We start from the raw sequence: 13,585 nt of genomic DNA, 5'->3' as shown, positions 1-13,585 counted from the left end.
ACCGTTTTGCGGCGGGCTGTCCGGCCGGACGGCTCAGAAGGCCCGTTCAAGCCGCGTCAGCAGAACATGCGCCGGATTGATCGGCATCGCCGACAAGCGGGACCTGCGGGCCAGGAACTGTCGCTCGAGGCGGGCCACCCGCGCATAAAGCTCCTCGGAGCTGGCGATGAGCGCGCGCATCTCTGCATTGAACTGGCAGGAGACATCGAGCGGCGTGAGGGCGGCTGGGCCAAGCCGATAACGCTCCTCCTCCCGCACGGATTCGCGCATCTCGCCATTGAAGATCGCGCGCTGCGTGAGCAGCCACGCGATGACGTGCATCAACCGCGTCGTCACCTTGATCGATTCGCAGGAGAAATCGACCCAGCCGATGCGGCCCAGCGACTGACGATGCTCCTCGGCGCGATCATCAAAATAGGAGCGCGCCTCATCAGCCAGCACCATGGCATCGACATACAGGGCGTCGACAAGCTGACGGTCAAGCATGTGCGGGGGCATCGAGTCGTTCATGAGCCTGTGCTGCCACAAGCTTGGCGGAACGTCAGGTCGATTAACCTTCAATATCCCATCTGGATGGGTGTTTCCGTCGATCTGGCGGCCGCTTATACCCGCGGGCGGTTAGGCGATAATGTCGGGAATCAGGCTGTTTTCCAGCATGGTGATCTCGTCGCGGAGGCGCAGCTTGCGCTTCTTGAGGCGGGCAAGCTGGAGCTGGTCGGGCAAGGAAAGCTGACCCAAAGCCGCAATCGCGCAGTCGAGATCGCGATGCTCGACACGCAAGGCTTCCAGCCGCTGCTCGATTTCCTCGATCGATAACACCGATTCGCCCCCAGTCCTGAACGGCACGCCTACATGGCAGGGCACCCTTGGCGCGGCAATGCGCAACTGCGCAACAAAAGAAGGTGGTTAGCGACTTTTCTTTCGCGTGCCCGCAAGCTTCTGTCTGCCCACAGAAAGAATGTTTAACGAAAGAACGTGACACCGCATGACGGGTCTCGATTTATCGCAGCTTCGCGCAATTGCCAGAGACAGAGGGCGCGATTGGTGATCTACTGAACCTCCATTGAAGCAATGGCCAAGGAGGACATGATGGACACAAGCCACGTTTCCGCACTGCACGCCAAGCATGCCGGGCTGGAGGCCCGGATCAAGGACGAGATTACCCGTCCTGCGCCGGACAGTTACCGGCTCGCCACCCTCAAGAAAGAGAAGTTGCGCATCAAACAGGCACTCGCTTCCGCAGCGACCTGAGCGCCAGGGCTATGACAGCCAGGTAGGGGCGCTGGCCGCCCCTGCTCTGGCCAGCCCGGCTATCGTCAGACGACTGACGATCCCCTACGACCAAGCTGAAAACGCCTGCCGAAGCCACATCGCGCGGGACGCTCTGTTGGCGCCCCATCGCGATGGAGCCCGATCAGTAAACGCGCTTCTTCGGCGCGATATAGTCGATGTCGTCGGTTAGCGTGTAGTCGTGCACCGGACGGCTATCGAGCTTCACGCTGCCACCCTTGCCGCCCCAGCCTTCGAACCAGCCGAGGGTGTGCTTCATCCAGTTGGCATCGTCGCGATCGGCATAATCCTCGCGCGCATGGGCGCCGCGGCTTTCCTTGCGCGCAATCGCGCCGTGGATGGTGACGCTGGCTTGCGAAATGAGGTTGTCCAGCTCCAGCGTCTCGACGAGATCGCTGTTCCAGATGAGCGAGCGATCGGTGACCCCGATGTCCGTCATCCCCTCGTAGATCTTGCCGAGCTTTTCGACACCTTCCGCCATCAGCTCCTCGGTGCGGAACACGGCGGCGTGAGCCTGCATCGTGCGCTGCATGTCGAGGCGGATCTGCGCCGTGGGCGTGCCGCCCTTGGCATTGCGGAAATGATCGAGGCGACCCAGCGCCAGCTCGTCACCGCTCTTGGGCAGCGGCTTGTGCGGCGTATCGGGCTTCACGATCTCGGCAATGCGCTTGCCGGTCGCCCGGCCGAACACCACGAGATCGATCAGGCTGTTTGAGCCCAGGCGATTGGCGCCGTGCACCGAGACGCAGGCAGCCTCGCCGACCGCGAACAGGCCCGGCACGACATGATCGGGATTGTCGCCCTTCCGGGTGACGACCTCGCCATGATAATTGGTCGGGATGCCGCCCATATTGTAATGGACGGTCGGCACCACCGGCAGCGGCTGGCGGGTCAGGTCCACGCCCGCGAAAATCTTGCCGCTCTCGGTAATGCCGGGCAGGCGCTCGGCCAGCACCTTGGGATCGATATGATCGAGGTGCAGGTGGATATGATCCTTGTTCGCGCCGACGCCGCGGCCCTCGCGGATTTCCATCGCCATGGACCGCGAGACGACGTCACGCGAGGCGAGATCCTTGGCGGAGGGGGCATAGCGCTCCATGAAGCGCTCGCCTTCGGAGTTGGTGAGATAGCCGCCCTCGCCCCGCGCGCCCTCGGTGATGAGCACGCCGGCGCCGTAAATGCCGGTCGGGTGGAACTGGACGAACTCCAGATCCTGCAGCGGCAGGCCGGCGCGCAGCACCATGGCGCCGCCGTCACCCGTACAGGTATGGGCGCTGGTGGCCGAGAAATAGGCCCGGCCGTAGCCGCCGGTGGCGAGCACGACGCAATGGGCGCGGAAGCGATGGATCGTGCCATCGTCCATGCAGAGGGCGATGACGCCACGGCAGACGGGGCCGTCCGGCGTGTCTTCCATGATCAGGTCGAGCGCGAAATATTCGATGAAGAAGTCCGCGTCATACTTCAGGCTCTGCTGGTAGAGCGCGTGCAGCATGGCATGGCCGGTACGATCCGCCGCCGCGCAGGTGCGCTGGGCCGGCGGGCCTTCGCCCATATTCTGCATCATGCCGCCAAACGGGCGCTGATAGATCTTGCCTTCCTGCGTGCGGCTGAACGGCACGCCGGCATGTTCCAGCTCGTAGACCGCCGCCGGCGCCTCACGCACCATATATTCGATCGCGTCCTGGTCGCCGAGCCAGTCGGAGCCCTTGACCGTGTCGTACATGTGCCAGGTCCAGTGATCCGGCCCCATATTGCCGAGGCTCGCCGCGATGCCGCCCTGGGCCGCGACCGTGTGGCTGCGGGTCGGGAACACCTTGGTGATGCAGGCCGTCTTGAGGCCGCTCTCGGCAATGCCCATGGTGGCGCGCAGGCCCGAGCCGCCGGCGCCGACGACGACGGCGTCATAGGTGTGATCGATGATCTTGTAGGCTTGCGTCATGATTAGAGCGCCCCTCCGGCCAAGGCGATTTTCGCGACAGAGAACAGGCTGACCGCGGCGCAGCCGATGACGAAGAAATGCAGCAGGATGAGCGTGGCAAACTTCAGCCCCTCATCATGCACATAATCCTCGATAAGCACCTGAAGACCGAGGCGGATGTGATAGAAAACGCTGACAATCATCAGCATCATCGGCACCGCGACGATGGGCTGGGTCAGCCAACCGGTGATGGCCGCATGGTCATGCGCCGGCAGCAGCGCCAGGCTGGCCAGCAGCCAGCTGACCAGCAGCAGATTGCCGATCGCCGTGAAGCGCTGGGCGATCCAGTGATGCGTGCCGCTCCGTGCCGAGCCGAGGCCACGCACGCGGCCCAGTCTGGTTCCGCTGCCCATCAGAATGCCCTCCCCACGAAGATCCACGCCCAGAAGGCTACAGTCGCCAGCGCCGAGGCGGCGAGAATGACCTTCGACCACCGCTTGTTCGCCGTCAGCTCAAAGCCCGCGCCCATGTCCATCACCAGATGGCGCAGGCCCGAGAGCATGTGCTGGAAGAACGCCCAGGTCAGGCCGATCAGCACGATGCGCGCGATCACATTGGCGATCAGGCCAGCCAGATCACCGGCGTCCGCTTGCCAGACATAATATTGGAAGTTCGCATAGGCCGCCGGTCCGCTCGCCGCTGCATACAGCCACCAAGTCAGGCCGAGGCCGCCCAGAATCGCCATGCCATCCCCCGTCACGCGGTGGAGGATGGAAAGAAGCATATGCGGGCCCCACTTCCAGATGGTGAGGTGCGGGGAAAGCGGCCTTCGCCCGGATTGCGCCATGATCGAGCAGTCCTGTTCGTGAAAGAATGCGCCCCTTTAGCGCAAAGCTGCTGCACTGCAAACGCTCGCTGGCGCCATGTCACCAATGTGCAGACTGAGGTCCCGATGAACATGGAAAACAGAGGGTGTTAGCCCTCGATTAACGAAAGGCCGATATCACGCCACCCCATACGACCCGGCAAATGGCAGGACAAAAGGGGCACCGAGGCCATGATCGCAGGAAAAAGCGACACGATTTCAATGGCTGAACGGCTGCAGGAGTTCGACCCCCAAGCGACATTGCCGGGGCGGGCGCGTCAGATCCTGGCTTATCTCGGAGACCGCATCGACGAATTGGGCGACACTGCCATGGCGGTGTACCTCCCCTGCATCGACCTTGCGGCGGTCGGCCCGGCGGAGCTGGAAGCCACGCGGCAGGGCGCAAGAACCTTCCATCGAACACTGCTCAGCGATTTCGCCGGGGAAGAATGGACGGAGATGGCGCGGACCGGCGTCATGAAGATGCTGGCGCGCGATGTCTCCATCCGTACCCAGATCGTCATCATTAACCGCGTGGTCGACAAGGTCCGTGATATCCTGACGGAGCTCGTGGCCGATCGCGACGAGCGCTCGGAACTGCTGGCCGCCATGCGGTTCATCTCGCTGGTGCAAGCGGAAGTGTGCTGCGCCTTTTATGCCGACACGATCCGCGAGCAGGACCGGATCGAGCGGCAGCGCCAGCGCGACAAATTCTCCGAATTGCTGAACACGCAGATCGATCTGGCCGCGCAACTGGGCGAGCGCCTGCGCGAACAGGCCCGCGAATCTTCGAACGCCACGCGCGGGATGCTCGATAAGGCTTCCGAAGTCGCCGCCGCTGCCGAACAATCGGCCATCGCCATGCGCGAGGCCGCGCACACCAGCTCCGGCCTGATCCGCGCCATCGAGGAAGCCCGCACCGAAGTGGACCAGGCGGCGGAAGTCGCCGCCCTGGCCTCCGAGCAAGCCGGCGAGGCCGTGAACGTCTCGACGGCGCTGAGCGATCACGCCCAGTCCATCGAATCGATCCTCGGCCTGATCCGCGATATTGCCGGGCAGACCAATCTCCTTGCCCTCAACGCGACCATCGAGGCCGCGCGCGCCGGCGATGCGGGACGCGGCTTTGCCGTCGTCGCGCAGGAAGTGAAGTCGCTGGCGAGCCAGACCGCCCACGCCACCGACGACATCGCGCAGAAGATCGCCGCCATCCAGAACGCCACGCGGCATACGGTCGAGACCAACGAACGTATCCGCGAGACCGTGCTCAACGTGCAGACCATGGGCATGCGCATCCGCACCGCGATGGACGCGCAATCGCAGACTGTGACGATGATTACCGCTGCCGTGGACGAGACGGCGCTTGCCGCCGACTCCATGTCATCGAACATTTCGGCGATCCGGCAGGATACGGAGATCGTCGCCTCGGAGATCGACGAGCTGGAAAGCGGCTTCACCGAAGTCCGCAACCTGCTCGGCGCCCTGCGCACGCGCTCGGCCAATTTCGTGGTCTCCATGGCACCGGCGACCGACGCCCAGGCAGAGCCGCAGCAGGCTTATCCGCCAATCCGACGCGCCGTCTGACAAATCCGCTCCGCGGGGGGTGACACGGTCCATTCTCTCTCCCTTTGCCGTCCAAATCGGCTAGAGAGAGGGCATGACAAAGCGTTCCTCCACCGCCAGCGTCGCGCCCGCGACGCCCTGGCAGATGACCTTATCCTGCACGCGCGCCGTCGCCGAGCGGTTCGAGCTTGAGGCCGAGCCGCTGTTCATCGACTGGCCCTCGCCGCCCGCGATTCTGGCGAGCGAGCCGGACGAAAGCCAGCCCGATGCCTGGCAGCTTGACATCATCTTCGAAACCAAGCCGACGCGCGCGACCATCGATGCCATCGCGGCGCTGATGCCCGATGGCGCGGCCACCCCCTACACGCTGGCGCAATTGCCGGACACCGACTGGGTGACGCAGAGCCAGGCCGGCCTGGAACCGATGACGGCCGGGCCGTTCCATGTCCGCCACGACAGTGTGGACAGCCCGCGCGCCGACCGCATCGATTTTCTCATCCCCGCCAGCCGCGCCTTCGGTACCGGCCAGCATGAGACGACACGCGGCTGCCTGCTGGCGCTGGCCGACCTCAAGGCGCGGGGCATGCGCTATGGCAATATTGCGGACATCGGCACCGGCACCGGCCTGCTTGCATTCGCCGCCAACCGTCTGTGGCCGCGCGCTCATGTGCTGGCCTCCGACATCGATCCTGTCGCGGTGGACGTTTCGGCCGAAAATGCCGATTTGAACGGCGTTCCGCTCGGGGCCGGCGCGGGGGCGCTGCAGTTGGTCGCCGCGCCGGGGGTCGAGCATCCGCTCATTCAAGGCCTTGCGCCTTATGATCTGCTCATCGCCAATATTCTCGCCGGGCCGTTGATCGAGTTGGCGCCAAGCCTCTCCGCGCAGGTCGCCGAGGCCGGCACGCTGATGCTGGCGGGCCTGCTGGATAGTCAGGCCGGCCGCGTGCAGGCCGCCTATCGCGCGCAGGGCATGGTGCTGATCTGGCGGTTCGATCACGGCGATTGGCCCACGCTGGTGCTGCGCAAGCGCCATCGCTTCGGCTGGCGCCGCACGACGCGCTGGCACACGGGCGATCATGGCGCCGCGCCCGGCTTCGGCAGCTGGTAAGACCGGCTGCGCATTGACAGGGCGCCCGCGCCGACCGACCATCCCCGCCTGACGCTGCGAGGGAGAGATTCGGCATGTGCGACAATGACATCCATCAGGGCCTAGTCGAGGATTGGAGCGTCACCCGGCGCATGTTCATGGCCACCGGCGCCGCCGTCGGCTTCGCTGGCGCGGCGACCGCGCAGGCCGTCGCCAACGTCACCGAGAAGAATGTGACCATCAAAACGCCCGACGGCTCGGCAGATGCCGCCCTCTTCCACCCCGCCGGCACAGGCCCCTGGCCCGCCGTGCTGATGTGGCCGGACATCATGGGCCTGCGCCCGGTGTTCCGCGAGATGGGCCGGCGCCTGGCCGCCGAGGGTTATGTCGTGCTCGTCCCCAATCCCTTCTACCGCAACGCCGTCGCGCCGGTGATCGACGGAACATTCGACTTCAGCAACCCGGAGTCGCGCAAGATCCTATTCGGCTATCGCGCCGCGATGAGCGATGCCGCGGTCGATCATGACGCGGCGGCCTATCTCGGCTTCCTCGACGCGCAGCCGCAGGTCGACAAGGGCCGCAAGGCCGGCGTGCAGGGCTATTGCATGGGCGGGCCGCTCTCCTTCCGCACCGCCGCTGTGGCTTCGGCGCGGATCGGCGCGGTCGGCAGCTTCCATGGCGGAGGCCTGACCACCGACCAGCCGAGCAGTCCGCATCTGCTCATCCCCAAGACCGATGCCGCCTATCTCGTCGCGGTGGCGCAGAATGACGATGCCAAGGAGCCGGAGTCCAAGACGATCCTGCGCAAGGCATTCGATGCGGCGGGCAAGACCGCCACGGTCGAGGTCTACCCCGCCGACCATGGCTGGTGCGTGCCCGGCAGCCAGGCCTACAACCATGACGCGGCGGAAAAGGCCTGGGCCGCGTTGCTTGCGATGTATCGCACAGCGCTGGCCTGACGCGGAGGCGCTTTAGCCGGCGCTCCGCACGATCTCGGCCCAGGCGGCCTCGTCGATCACCTCGATCCCGAGGTCGGCGGCTTTCTTGAGCTTGGAGCCGGCGCCCGGCCCGGCCACCACCAGATCGGTCGACGCGCTGACCGATCCGGCGGACCGGGCGCCCAGCGCCTCGGCCTGCGCCTTGGCTTCATCGCGGCTCATCGTCTCCAGCTTGCCGGTGAAGACGATGGTCTTGCCCGAGACGGCGCTGGCCTTCACATCCACCACATAAGGCGGCGGCGAAACCTGCGCGAGCAGGTCGTCCCACGCCGCGACATTATGTTCCTCATGGAAGAAGTCGCCCAGCGCCTCGACCACGGCGCCGCCGATGCCTTCGATCGCGGTGAGCGTGGCCTTGGCCTGTTGGACAACGTCCCCGTTCGGGTCGAGCGACGTCGAGACCCGTTCGCGCATCAGCATCTCGACTTCGCTCGATGCGAACGGAAGCCGGTCGGCATTGGCAAGCATCGACCACGCTTGCAGTGCCGGCAAGGCCGCGAATGCCTTCATCAGATCGCGCGCTGTTACCGCGCCGACATGGCGAATGCCGAGGCCGAACAGAAGCCGCGCGGCATCGGGCGCGCGCCGGTCCTCGATGGCCTTGAGGAGATTGTCGACCGACTTCTCCTTCCAGCCCTCGCGGCCCAGCAGATCGGCGCGATGCTGCCTGAGCCGGAAGATGTCCGCCGGGCCATGCTCCAGCCAGCCGAGCGCGAAGAACTCGCGAATGGTCTTGTCGCCCAAGCCATCGATATCCATCGCGCCGCGACTGACGAAATGGTTGAGCCGCTCGATACGCTGGGCCGGGCAGATGAGGCCCGCCGTGCAGCGCACATCGACCTCACCTTCCTCCGCCACCGCCTCGCTGCCGCATTCCGGGCAATGATCGGGGAAGACATAGGGCGCCCGCTCCGCATCCCGCGTCAGATTGTCCACGACCTGCGGGATCACATCGCCAGCGCGCTGGACGAGAATCCGGTCGCCGGGCCGCACGCCCAGCCGCGCGATCTCGTCGCGATTGTGCAGCGTGACGTTCTGGACCACCACCCCGCCGACCGTCACCGGCTTGAGCCGCCCCACCGGCGTCAGCTTACCGGTGCGGCCGACCTGAATGTCGATGGCTTCCAGCGTCGTCTCGGCCTGTTCGGCGGGGAATTTATGCGCAATCGCCCAGCGCGGCGCCTTGGCAACGAAGCCGAGCCGCGCCTGCCAGTCCAGCCGATCCACCTTGTAGACCACGCCGTCAATATCGTAATTCAGGTCCGCGCGCTGTTGCTGGATGGCGCGATAATGCGCCAGCATCGCCGCGCTGCCATCGCACAGCACCAGATGCCGCGACACTGGAATGCCCCAACCTTCCAGCGCTTTCATAACGCCATGTTGCGTATCCGTAGGCAGGCCATCATCGCTCACCACGCCCCAGCCATGCGCGAGAAACCGTAGCGGACGGCTGGCGGTGACGCTCGCATCCTTCTGGCGCAGCGATCCGGCAGCGGCATTGCGCGGATTGGCGAACTGGCGCACGCCCTCGGGGTCGAATGCCTCACCGCGTGCCTCGGCCGTCGCGCGCGCCTCGTCCATCAGCCGCGCATTGAGCGCGGTGAAGGAGGACTTCTCCATATAGACCTCGCCGCGCACCTCCAGGATGGCCGGCGCGTCGACGGGCAGGGTTTGGGGAATATCGCCGATATGCGCGACATTCGGCGTCACGTCCTCCCCCACCTCGCCATCGCCGCGCGTCGCCGCACGGACGAGCTTGCGGTCCTCATAGCGGATGGAGAGCGACAGGCCGTCGATCTTGTCCTCCGCCGTCATCAAGACCGGCTCGTCCTCACCGAGCGCCAGATACCGCCGGACGCGCGCAACGAATTCCGCCACATCCTCGTCCGCAAAGGCGTTGTCGAGGCTCATCATGCGCTTCTCGTGGCGCACTTTGGCGAGCGCAGACGTCGCCACCGAAGCGCCCACCTGCCGATTGGGGCTGTCCGCCCGGATCAGATGCGGGAAGGCCGACTCCAGCGCATTATTCTCGCGCACCAGCGCATCGAAGGCGGCATCGCTGATCTCGGGGGCATCGTTCGCGTGATAGAGCGCGTTGTGCTTCGCGATCTCCTTCGCGAGCCGCATGAGGCGGTTCGCGGCCTCAGCTTCGGTGAGTGTGTGGGGGTCGGTCATTTAAGAAGTAGAACTAGTAACGGCGAGCAGACGAGAATCGAACGAGCAACGATCCATTGGGCAGTTCCAAGCAGCGGCTGATTGATAAGACTAATAGAAGCCTTCAAGTTCCAAATGCTTATGCTTAACATGCCGATCAGAACGGCGCCTGGCAACCAGTGCAGGAGGAGTAGCAAAGCCAGCATTCCGAGCAGCGACACGAGAAACATCACGCTGCCGAAGAACATGAGCCCCAGATCAAACAGCACCACCCTGTTTAATTTCTGAAAGCCCATCACACCCCCTCCAGCAGCCGCTCGGCCTGTGCACGCGCTTCGTTGGTGATCTCGGCGCCGGAGAGCATGCGGGCGATTTCCTCGCGGCGTTCGGCATCGTCGAGCGGATGGACCCCGGTGCGGGTGATGGTGCCTTGCGAGGATTTGGCGATCAGCAGATGCGCTGCGCCGCGTGCGGCCACCTGCGGGGAGTGAGTGACGACGATCACCTGCCCGCCGCCGGAGAGCCTTGCCAGCCGCTCACCAATCGCGCCGGCTACGGCCCCGCCGACGCCCCGGTCGATCTCGTCGAAGATCATCGTGCCCGCGCTGCCCTGTGCGGCGAGCGCGACCTTGAGGGACAGGATGAAGCGCGACAATTCACCGCCCGAGGCGATCTTGGTGAGCGGGGCGAAGGGCGCACCGGGGTTGGTGGAAATCATGAACTCCACCCGATCCTTGCCGGACGCGCGCCATTGCCCTTCTGGCAGCGGCTCGACATCGGTGCGGAAGCGCGCGGCATCCAGCTTGAGCGGGGCCAGTTCGCCGGCGACCGCCGTGTCCAGACGGGCGGCGGCCTCCCGGCGGCCGTCGCTGAGCGCCTGCGCCGCGGCTTCATAAGCCTGCCGTGCAGCCGCGACGTCCCGTTCAAGATCCGCCAGCCCCGCCTCACCCGCATCGATGCGCGCGAGCTGATCGCTCATCCGCGCTGCCAGATCGGCCAGATCGTCGGCCGCGACCTGATGCTTGCGCGCCAAGGCCCGCAGATCGAACAGGCGGGTCTCGATCGCGTCGAGCCGCGCGGGATCGACCGATAGCGCCTCGCCAGCCCGCGCGAGATGCTCCTCCGCTTCGCTGGCCTCGATCACGGCACGATCGAAGGCAGCCAGCGCCTGCGTCAGCAGTTCATGCTCCTCGCCGATCCGGTCCAGCCGCCGCGCTGCCTGCCGCAGCTTGGCCAGGGCGCCGTCCGATCCGCCGAGCAAATCTTCGAGCGCAGCTATGTCCTCGGTGAGGCGCGCGCCTTTCTGCATGTCAGCGCGTTCGGTGGCGAGCGTCTCCTCTTCACCCGGTTCGGGCGCGAAGGCTGTCAGCTCGGCCACAGCATGGGCGAGATAATCCCGTTCACGAGCGGCGCTCTCCAGCGTCTCCCGGACCTCTGTGAGCCGCGCCTGCGCAGCCTGCCAGACGCCGTGTGCGGTGCGTACCGCTCCGGCATCCAGTCCGCCAAAGGCATCGAGCAGATCCATATGCCCGCGCGGGTTGATGAGGCCCCGCTCATCATGCTGGCCGTGAATCTCGACAAGATAGGCGCCGACATCGCGCAGCAGCGCCGCCGAGCAGGGCTGATCGTTGATGAAGGCGCGGCTGCCGCCATCGGCCTTGAGCGTGCGGCGGATCAGCAGCGGCTCGCCCGGTTCCTGAGCAACGTCGCTTTCGGCCAGCAGGATGGCCAGGGCCGAACCGGGCGCCGGCGGATCGAATGTCGCGGTCACGCTGGCCTGATCGGCACCGGCGCGCACGAGGCCGCTATCGGCCCGCATCCCCAGCGCCAGACCCAGCGCATCCAGCAGGATGGACTTGCCCGCGCCGGTTTCGCCAGTGAGCACAGTCAGCCCCCGCTCGAACACGAGATCGAGCGCCTCGATGAGCACGATGTTACGGATCGAGAGGCCGGTCAGCATATGCGGTGCAGAGCTAATCCATTGCCCTCATGCTGTCACCCGCCTTCGCCAGCGCAAAGCGCCGGGAAGAGATCAGGCGCTCGGAGCGTGCTGCGTCATCAGGCGATAGGAGCGTTGATACCAGTCCGAATCGGGATAGTTGGTCTGCAGCACGGCAGCGGCCCGCTTGGCTTCTTCCGTCATGCCGAGCGCCAGATAGCTCTCGACCAGACGGTGCAGCGCCTCCGCGGTGTGGCTGGTTTGCTGGTAATTGTCGACGACCTGCCGGAAGCGCATCGCGGCGGCGATCCACTCGCGGCGGCGCTGGTAGAAGCGGCCGACTTCCATCTCCTTGCCGGCGAGATGGTCGTTCACCAGATCGAGCTTGAGCCGTGCATCGGATGCGTAGCGCGAATCGGGGTAGCGGCGGACCAGCTCGTTCAGCGCATCGCGGGCCTGAAGCGTCAGCTTCTGGTCGCGCGTCACGTCGCTGATCTGCTCATAATAGCACAGAGCGATCAGGTAGTAGGCATAGGCCGCGTCGCGGTTGCCGGGATGGATCGAGAGGAAGCGCTGGGCCGACTGGATCGACTGGCGATAATTGCGCGCGGCATAATAGCTGAACGAGCTCATCAGCTGCGCGCGGCGGGCCCAAGGCGAATAGGGATGCTGGCGCTCAACCTCATCGAACAGTACGGCGGCCTCGGCAAAGCGACCATTGTCGAGCCGCTGCTGGCCCGCCAGATACAGCGTGCTGACGTCGCGCGCGACATAGCGCGTATCAACGCGGTTCGAACTGCGCGCGCAGCCGGCCAGCAAGGCGAGTGAGATCAGGCTGGCGGCAATCAGCCGGCCACGACGCAGCGGTGTAACGGTCATGCGCAGCCTCTTAACCGAGCAACCGGACCGCGCCAAGCGAATGATGCGCGCTTTGCGCCACGGGCAGAAGACAGATGATGCATGGCGCGCGAAACAAGGACCGGCCCGTTGAACCGGCGCTGAACGAGAGCGGCTGAATGGGCGCCTGACCCTCTTTCCCCATGCGGGCGCACCGCCCGCAAACCGCGCCGCCGCTCTCTGTGTGGGAGGTGGGAAGCGGCGACGCGGCCTGCACCTTGCGGAGCAGAAAACGGTCGACGCCCGACCCGAACCGGGGAATGCGCACGCCAGCGTGGGGGATGGCGGCACACGGTTCAGGCCGGTCGTCGACCTGCGAAGCTGTCAGACGTCCGGGTGGTCGCTGACATAACTCCGCATCCTCGCGGACCCGAGGGGCGTTAGCCCGACCGTCCGCCGCTCGGGTTCTTCACCCGCAACGACGGCCAGCCCCGCTTGGACCAGTTTATCGATCACTGCAGCGGCCTCAGCCGGGCTGAGCATGTTGCCCACGGCCAAGGCCGTGTCGCTCACCGGACTGGACTGCAGTTCACCGACGAAAAGAGAGAGCATCACGTCCATGGCGCGATCGGCCATGACGGGCGTGTAGAAATGCTTGCTGCGCAGACGGCCGAGCATGTGCATGCGGCCGGCCTTGGCCCGCAGAACGCTCGAAGCTTCCGCGGAGCGAGGATCAGCCGGCGCGTCCGACCGGGCTGCGGCGTCGCGTTGCACGATATTGGGCACGTCAAAAAACTTTCGATTCGGCATCGGACTACCCTCGCCGCGCGGGAAACACCCCGCGCGCGAAAGATGCGCCGCCGCTGTGAGAAGAGGCGGCGGATAGACCACCGTCTCTGCCGGCGCATGTCCCGTAACCACCAGACAGGAGGAGCCT

General features: G+C 65.5%; 14 protein-coding genes. 4 read left to right on the top strand and 10 right to left on the bottom strand.

Annotated features, from left to right (window positions below; all coding sequences use genetic code 11):
- Nucleotides 1-33: 33 nt before the first annotated feature.
- Nucleotides 34-510, bottom strand: coding sequence for a DUF1465 family protein (locus M2341_RS05790; protein ID WP_264584569.1), 477 nt, complete (start codon nucleotides 508-510; stop codon nucleotides 34-36).
- 108 nt (nucleotides 511-618) lie between these two features.
- Nucleotides 619-819 (bottom strand): YdcH family protein, encoded by a 201-nt coding sequence (locus M2341_RS05785; protein WP_181559026.1) that lies wholly within the window; start codon nucleotides 817-819, stop codon nucleotides 619-621.
- Nucleotides 820-1,089: 270 nt separating this feature from the next.
- On the opposite strand from M2341_RS05785, the gene M2341_RS05780 reads away from it, so the two are divergent.
- A complete protein-coding gene (locus tag M2341_RS05780; protein WP_181561349.1) occupies nucleotides 1,090-1,251 on the top strand; it encodes a YdcH family protein in 162 nt (53 codons plus the stop codon).
- A 163-nt stretch (nucleotides 1,252-1,414) separates the two neighbouring features.
- Here the strand turns inward: M2341_RS05780 and sdhA are convergent, their stop codons facing one another.
- From sdhA to sdhC, 3 genes are read right to left on the bottom strand one after another with little or no spacing between them, the layout of a single operon-like run.
- Nucleotides 1,415-3,229: a succinate dehydrogenase flavoprotein subunit gene (sdhA, locus tag M2341_RS05775; protein ID WP_264584568.1), complete on the bottom strand. Its 1,815-nt coding sequence runs from the start codon at nucleotides 3,227-3,229 to the stop codon at nucleotides 1,415-1,417.
- A 2-nt stretch (nucleotides 3,230-3,231) separates the two neighbouring features.
- Nucleotides 3,232-3,621 carry a succinate dehydrogenase, hydrophobic membrane anchor protein gene (gene sdhD, locus M2341_RS05770; RefSeq protein WP_181559024.1) on the bottom strand — a complete coding sequence of 130 codons (390 nt, stop codon included), beginning with the start codon at nucleotides 3,619-3,621 and terminating at the stop codon, nucleotides 3,232-3,234.
- The gene (sdhC, locus tag M2341_RS05765) at nucleotides 3,621-4,055 is read right to left on the bottom strand and encodes a succinate dehydrogenase, cytochrome b556 subunit (protein ID WP_264569748.1); all 435 of its coding nucleotides are present in this window, start codon (nucleotides 4,053-4,055) and stop codon (nucleotides 3,621-3,623) included. The genes sdhD and sdhC overlap by 1 nt, the downstream gene beginning before the upstream one ends.
- Before the next feature lie 240 nt (nucleotides 4,056-4,295).
- Between sdhC and M2341_RS05760 the strand changes: the two genes are divergently transcribed.
- From M2341_RS05760 to M2341_RS05750, 3 genes are all read left to right on the top strand, one after another.
- Nucleotides 4,296-5,654 carry a methyl-accepting chemotaxis protein gene (locus M2341_RS05760; protein WP_264584567.1) on the top strand — a complete coding sequence of 453 codons (1,359 nt, stop codon included), beginning with the start codon at nucleotides 4,296-4,298 and terminating at the stop codon, nucleotides 5,652-5,654.
- A 73-nt stretch (nucleotides 5,655-5,727) separates the two neighbouring features.
- Nucleotides 5,728-6,741, top strand: coding sequence for a 50S ribosomal protein L11 methyltransferase (locus M2341_RS05755; RefSeq protein ID WP_264584566.1), 1,014 nt, complete (start codon nucleotides 5,728-5,730; stop codon nucleotides 6,739-6,741).
- A 74-nt stretch (nucleotides 6,742-6,815) separates the two neighbouring features.
- Nucleotides 6,816-7,679 (top strand): dienelactone hydrolase family protein, encoded by an 864-nt coding sequence (locus M2341_RS05750; protein WP_264584565.1) that lies wholly within the window; start codon nucleotides 6,816-6,818, stop codon nucleotides 7,677-7,679.
- Between the two features lie 12 nt (nucleotides 7,680-7,691).
- On the opposite strand, the gene ligA is transcribed toward M2341_RS05750, so the two are convergent.
- The 5 genes from ligA to M2341_RS05725 all read right to left on the bottom strand — a co-directional run bounded on the left by ligA (nucleotide 7,692) and on the right by M2341_RS05725 (nucleotide 13,458).
- The gene (gene ligA, locus M2341_RS05745) at nucleotides 7,692-9,893 is read right to left on the bottom strand and encodes an NAD-dependent DNA ligase LigA (RefSeq protein WP_264584564.1); all 2,202 of its coding nucleotides are present in this window, start codon (nucleotides 9,891-9,893) and stop codon (nucleotides 7,692-7,694) included.
- Nucleotides 9,890-10,168: a hypothetical protein gene (locus tag M2341_RS05740; RefSeq protein ID WP_264584563.1), complete on the bottom strand. Its 279-nt coding sequence runs from the start codon at nucleotides 10,166-10,168 to the stop codon at nucleotides 9,890-9,892. The genes ligA and M2341_RS05740 overlap by 4 nt, the downstream gene beginning before the upstream one ends.
- Nucleotides 10,168-11,832 (bottom strand): DNA repair protein RecN, encoded by a 1,665-nt coding sequence (recN, locus tag M2341_RS05735; RefSeq protein ID WP_264584562.1) that lies wholly within the window; start codon nucleotides 11,830-11,832, stop codon nucleotides 10,168-10,170. Before recN ends, M2341_RS05740 begins: the two co-directional genes overlap by 1 nt.
- Nucleotides 11,833-11,904: 72 nt before the next feature.
- Complete coding sequence (locus M2341_RS05730; protein ID WP_264576295.1) at nucleotides 11,905-12,690, bottom strand: outer membrane protein assembly factor BamD; 786 nt, start codon at nucleotides 12,688-12,690, stop codon at nucleotides 11,905-11,907.
- A 342-nt stretch (nucleotides 12,691-13,032) separates the two neighbouring features.
- Complete coding sequence (locus M2341_RS05725; protein ID WP_264576296.1) at nucleotides 13,033-13,458, bottom strand: hypothetical protein; 426 nt, start codon at nucleotides 13,456-13,458, stop codon at nucleotides 13,033-13,035.
- Between the last annotated feature and the right edge of the window lie 127 nt (nucleotides 13,459-13,585).

This window comes from Sphingobium sp. B7D2B (genome assembly GCF_025961895.1).
Lineage (GTDB): Bacteria > Pseudomonadota > Alphaproteobacteria > Sphingomonadales > Sphingomonadaceae > Sphingobium.
Note: the sequence above shows the minus strand (reverse complement) of the source record. Positions and strands in the feature narration are given on the sequence as shown.

Coding starts and splice junctions, on each gene's coding strand:
- sdhD (WP_181559024.1), bottom strand. CDS start 3,621: ATGGGCAGCGGAACCAGACTGGGCCGCGTGCGTGGCCTCGGCTCGGCA.
- M2341_RS05725 (WP_264576296.1), bottom strand. CDS start 13,458: ATGCCGAATCGAAAGTTTTTTGACGTGCCCAATATCGTGCAACGCGAC.
- M2341_RS05730 (WP_264576295.1), bottom strand. CDS start 12,690: ATGACCGTTACACCGCTGCGTCGTGGCCGGCTGATTGCCGCCAGCCTG.
- M2341_RS05750 (WP_264584565.1), top strand. CDS start 6,816: ATGTGCGACAATGACATCCATCAGGGCCTAGTCGAGGATTGGAGCGTC.
- M2341_RS05760 (WP_264584567.1), top strand. CDS start 4,296: ATGGCTGAACGGCTGCAGGAGTTCGACCCCCAAGCGACATTGCCGGGG.
- M2341_RS05780 (WP_181561349.1), top strand. CDS start 1,090: ATGGACACAAGCCACGTTTCCGCACTGCACGCCAAGCATGCCGGGCTG.
- ligA (WP_264584564.1), bottom strand. CDS start 9,893: ATGACCGACCCCCACACACTCACCGAAGCTGAGGCCGCGAACCGCCTC.
- M2341_RS05790 (WP_264584569.1), bottom strand. CDS start 510: ATGAACGACTCGATGCCCCCGCACATGCTTGACCGTCAGCTTGTCGAC.
- M2341_RS05740 (WP_264584563.1), bottom strand. CDS start 10,168: ATGGGCTTTCAGAAATTAAACAGGGTGGTGCTGTTTGATCTGGGGCTC.
- M2341_RS05755 (WP_264584566.1), top strand. CDS start 5,728: ATGACAAAGCGTTCCTCCACCGCCAGCGTCGCGCCCGCGACGCCCTGG.
- recN (WP_264584562.1), bottom strand. CDS start 11,832: ATGCTGACCGGCCTCTCGATCCGTAACATCGTGCTCATCGAGGCGCTC.
- sdhA (WP_264584568.1), bottom strand. CDS start 3,229: ATGACGCAAGCCTACAAGATCATCGATCACACCTATGACGCCGTCGTC.
- sdhC (WP_264569748.1), bottom strand. CDS start 4,055: ATGGCGCAATCCGGGCGAAGGCCGCTTTCCCCGCACCTCACCATCTGG.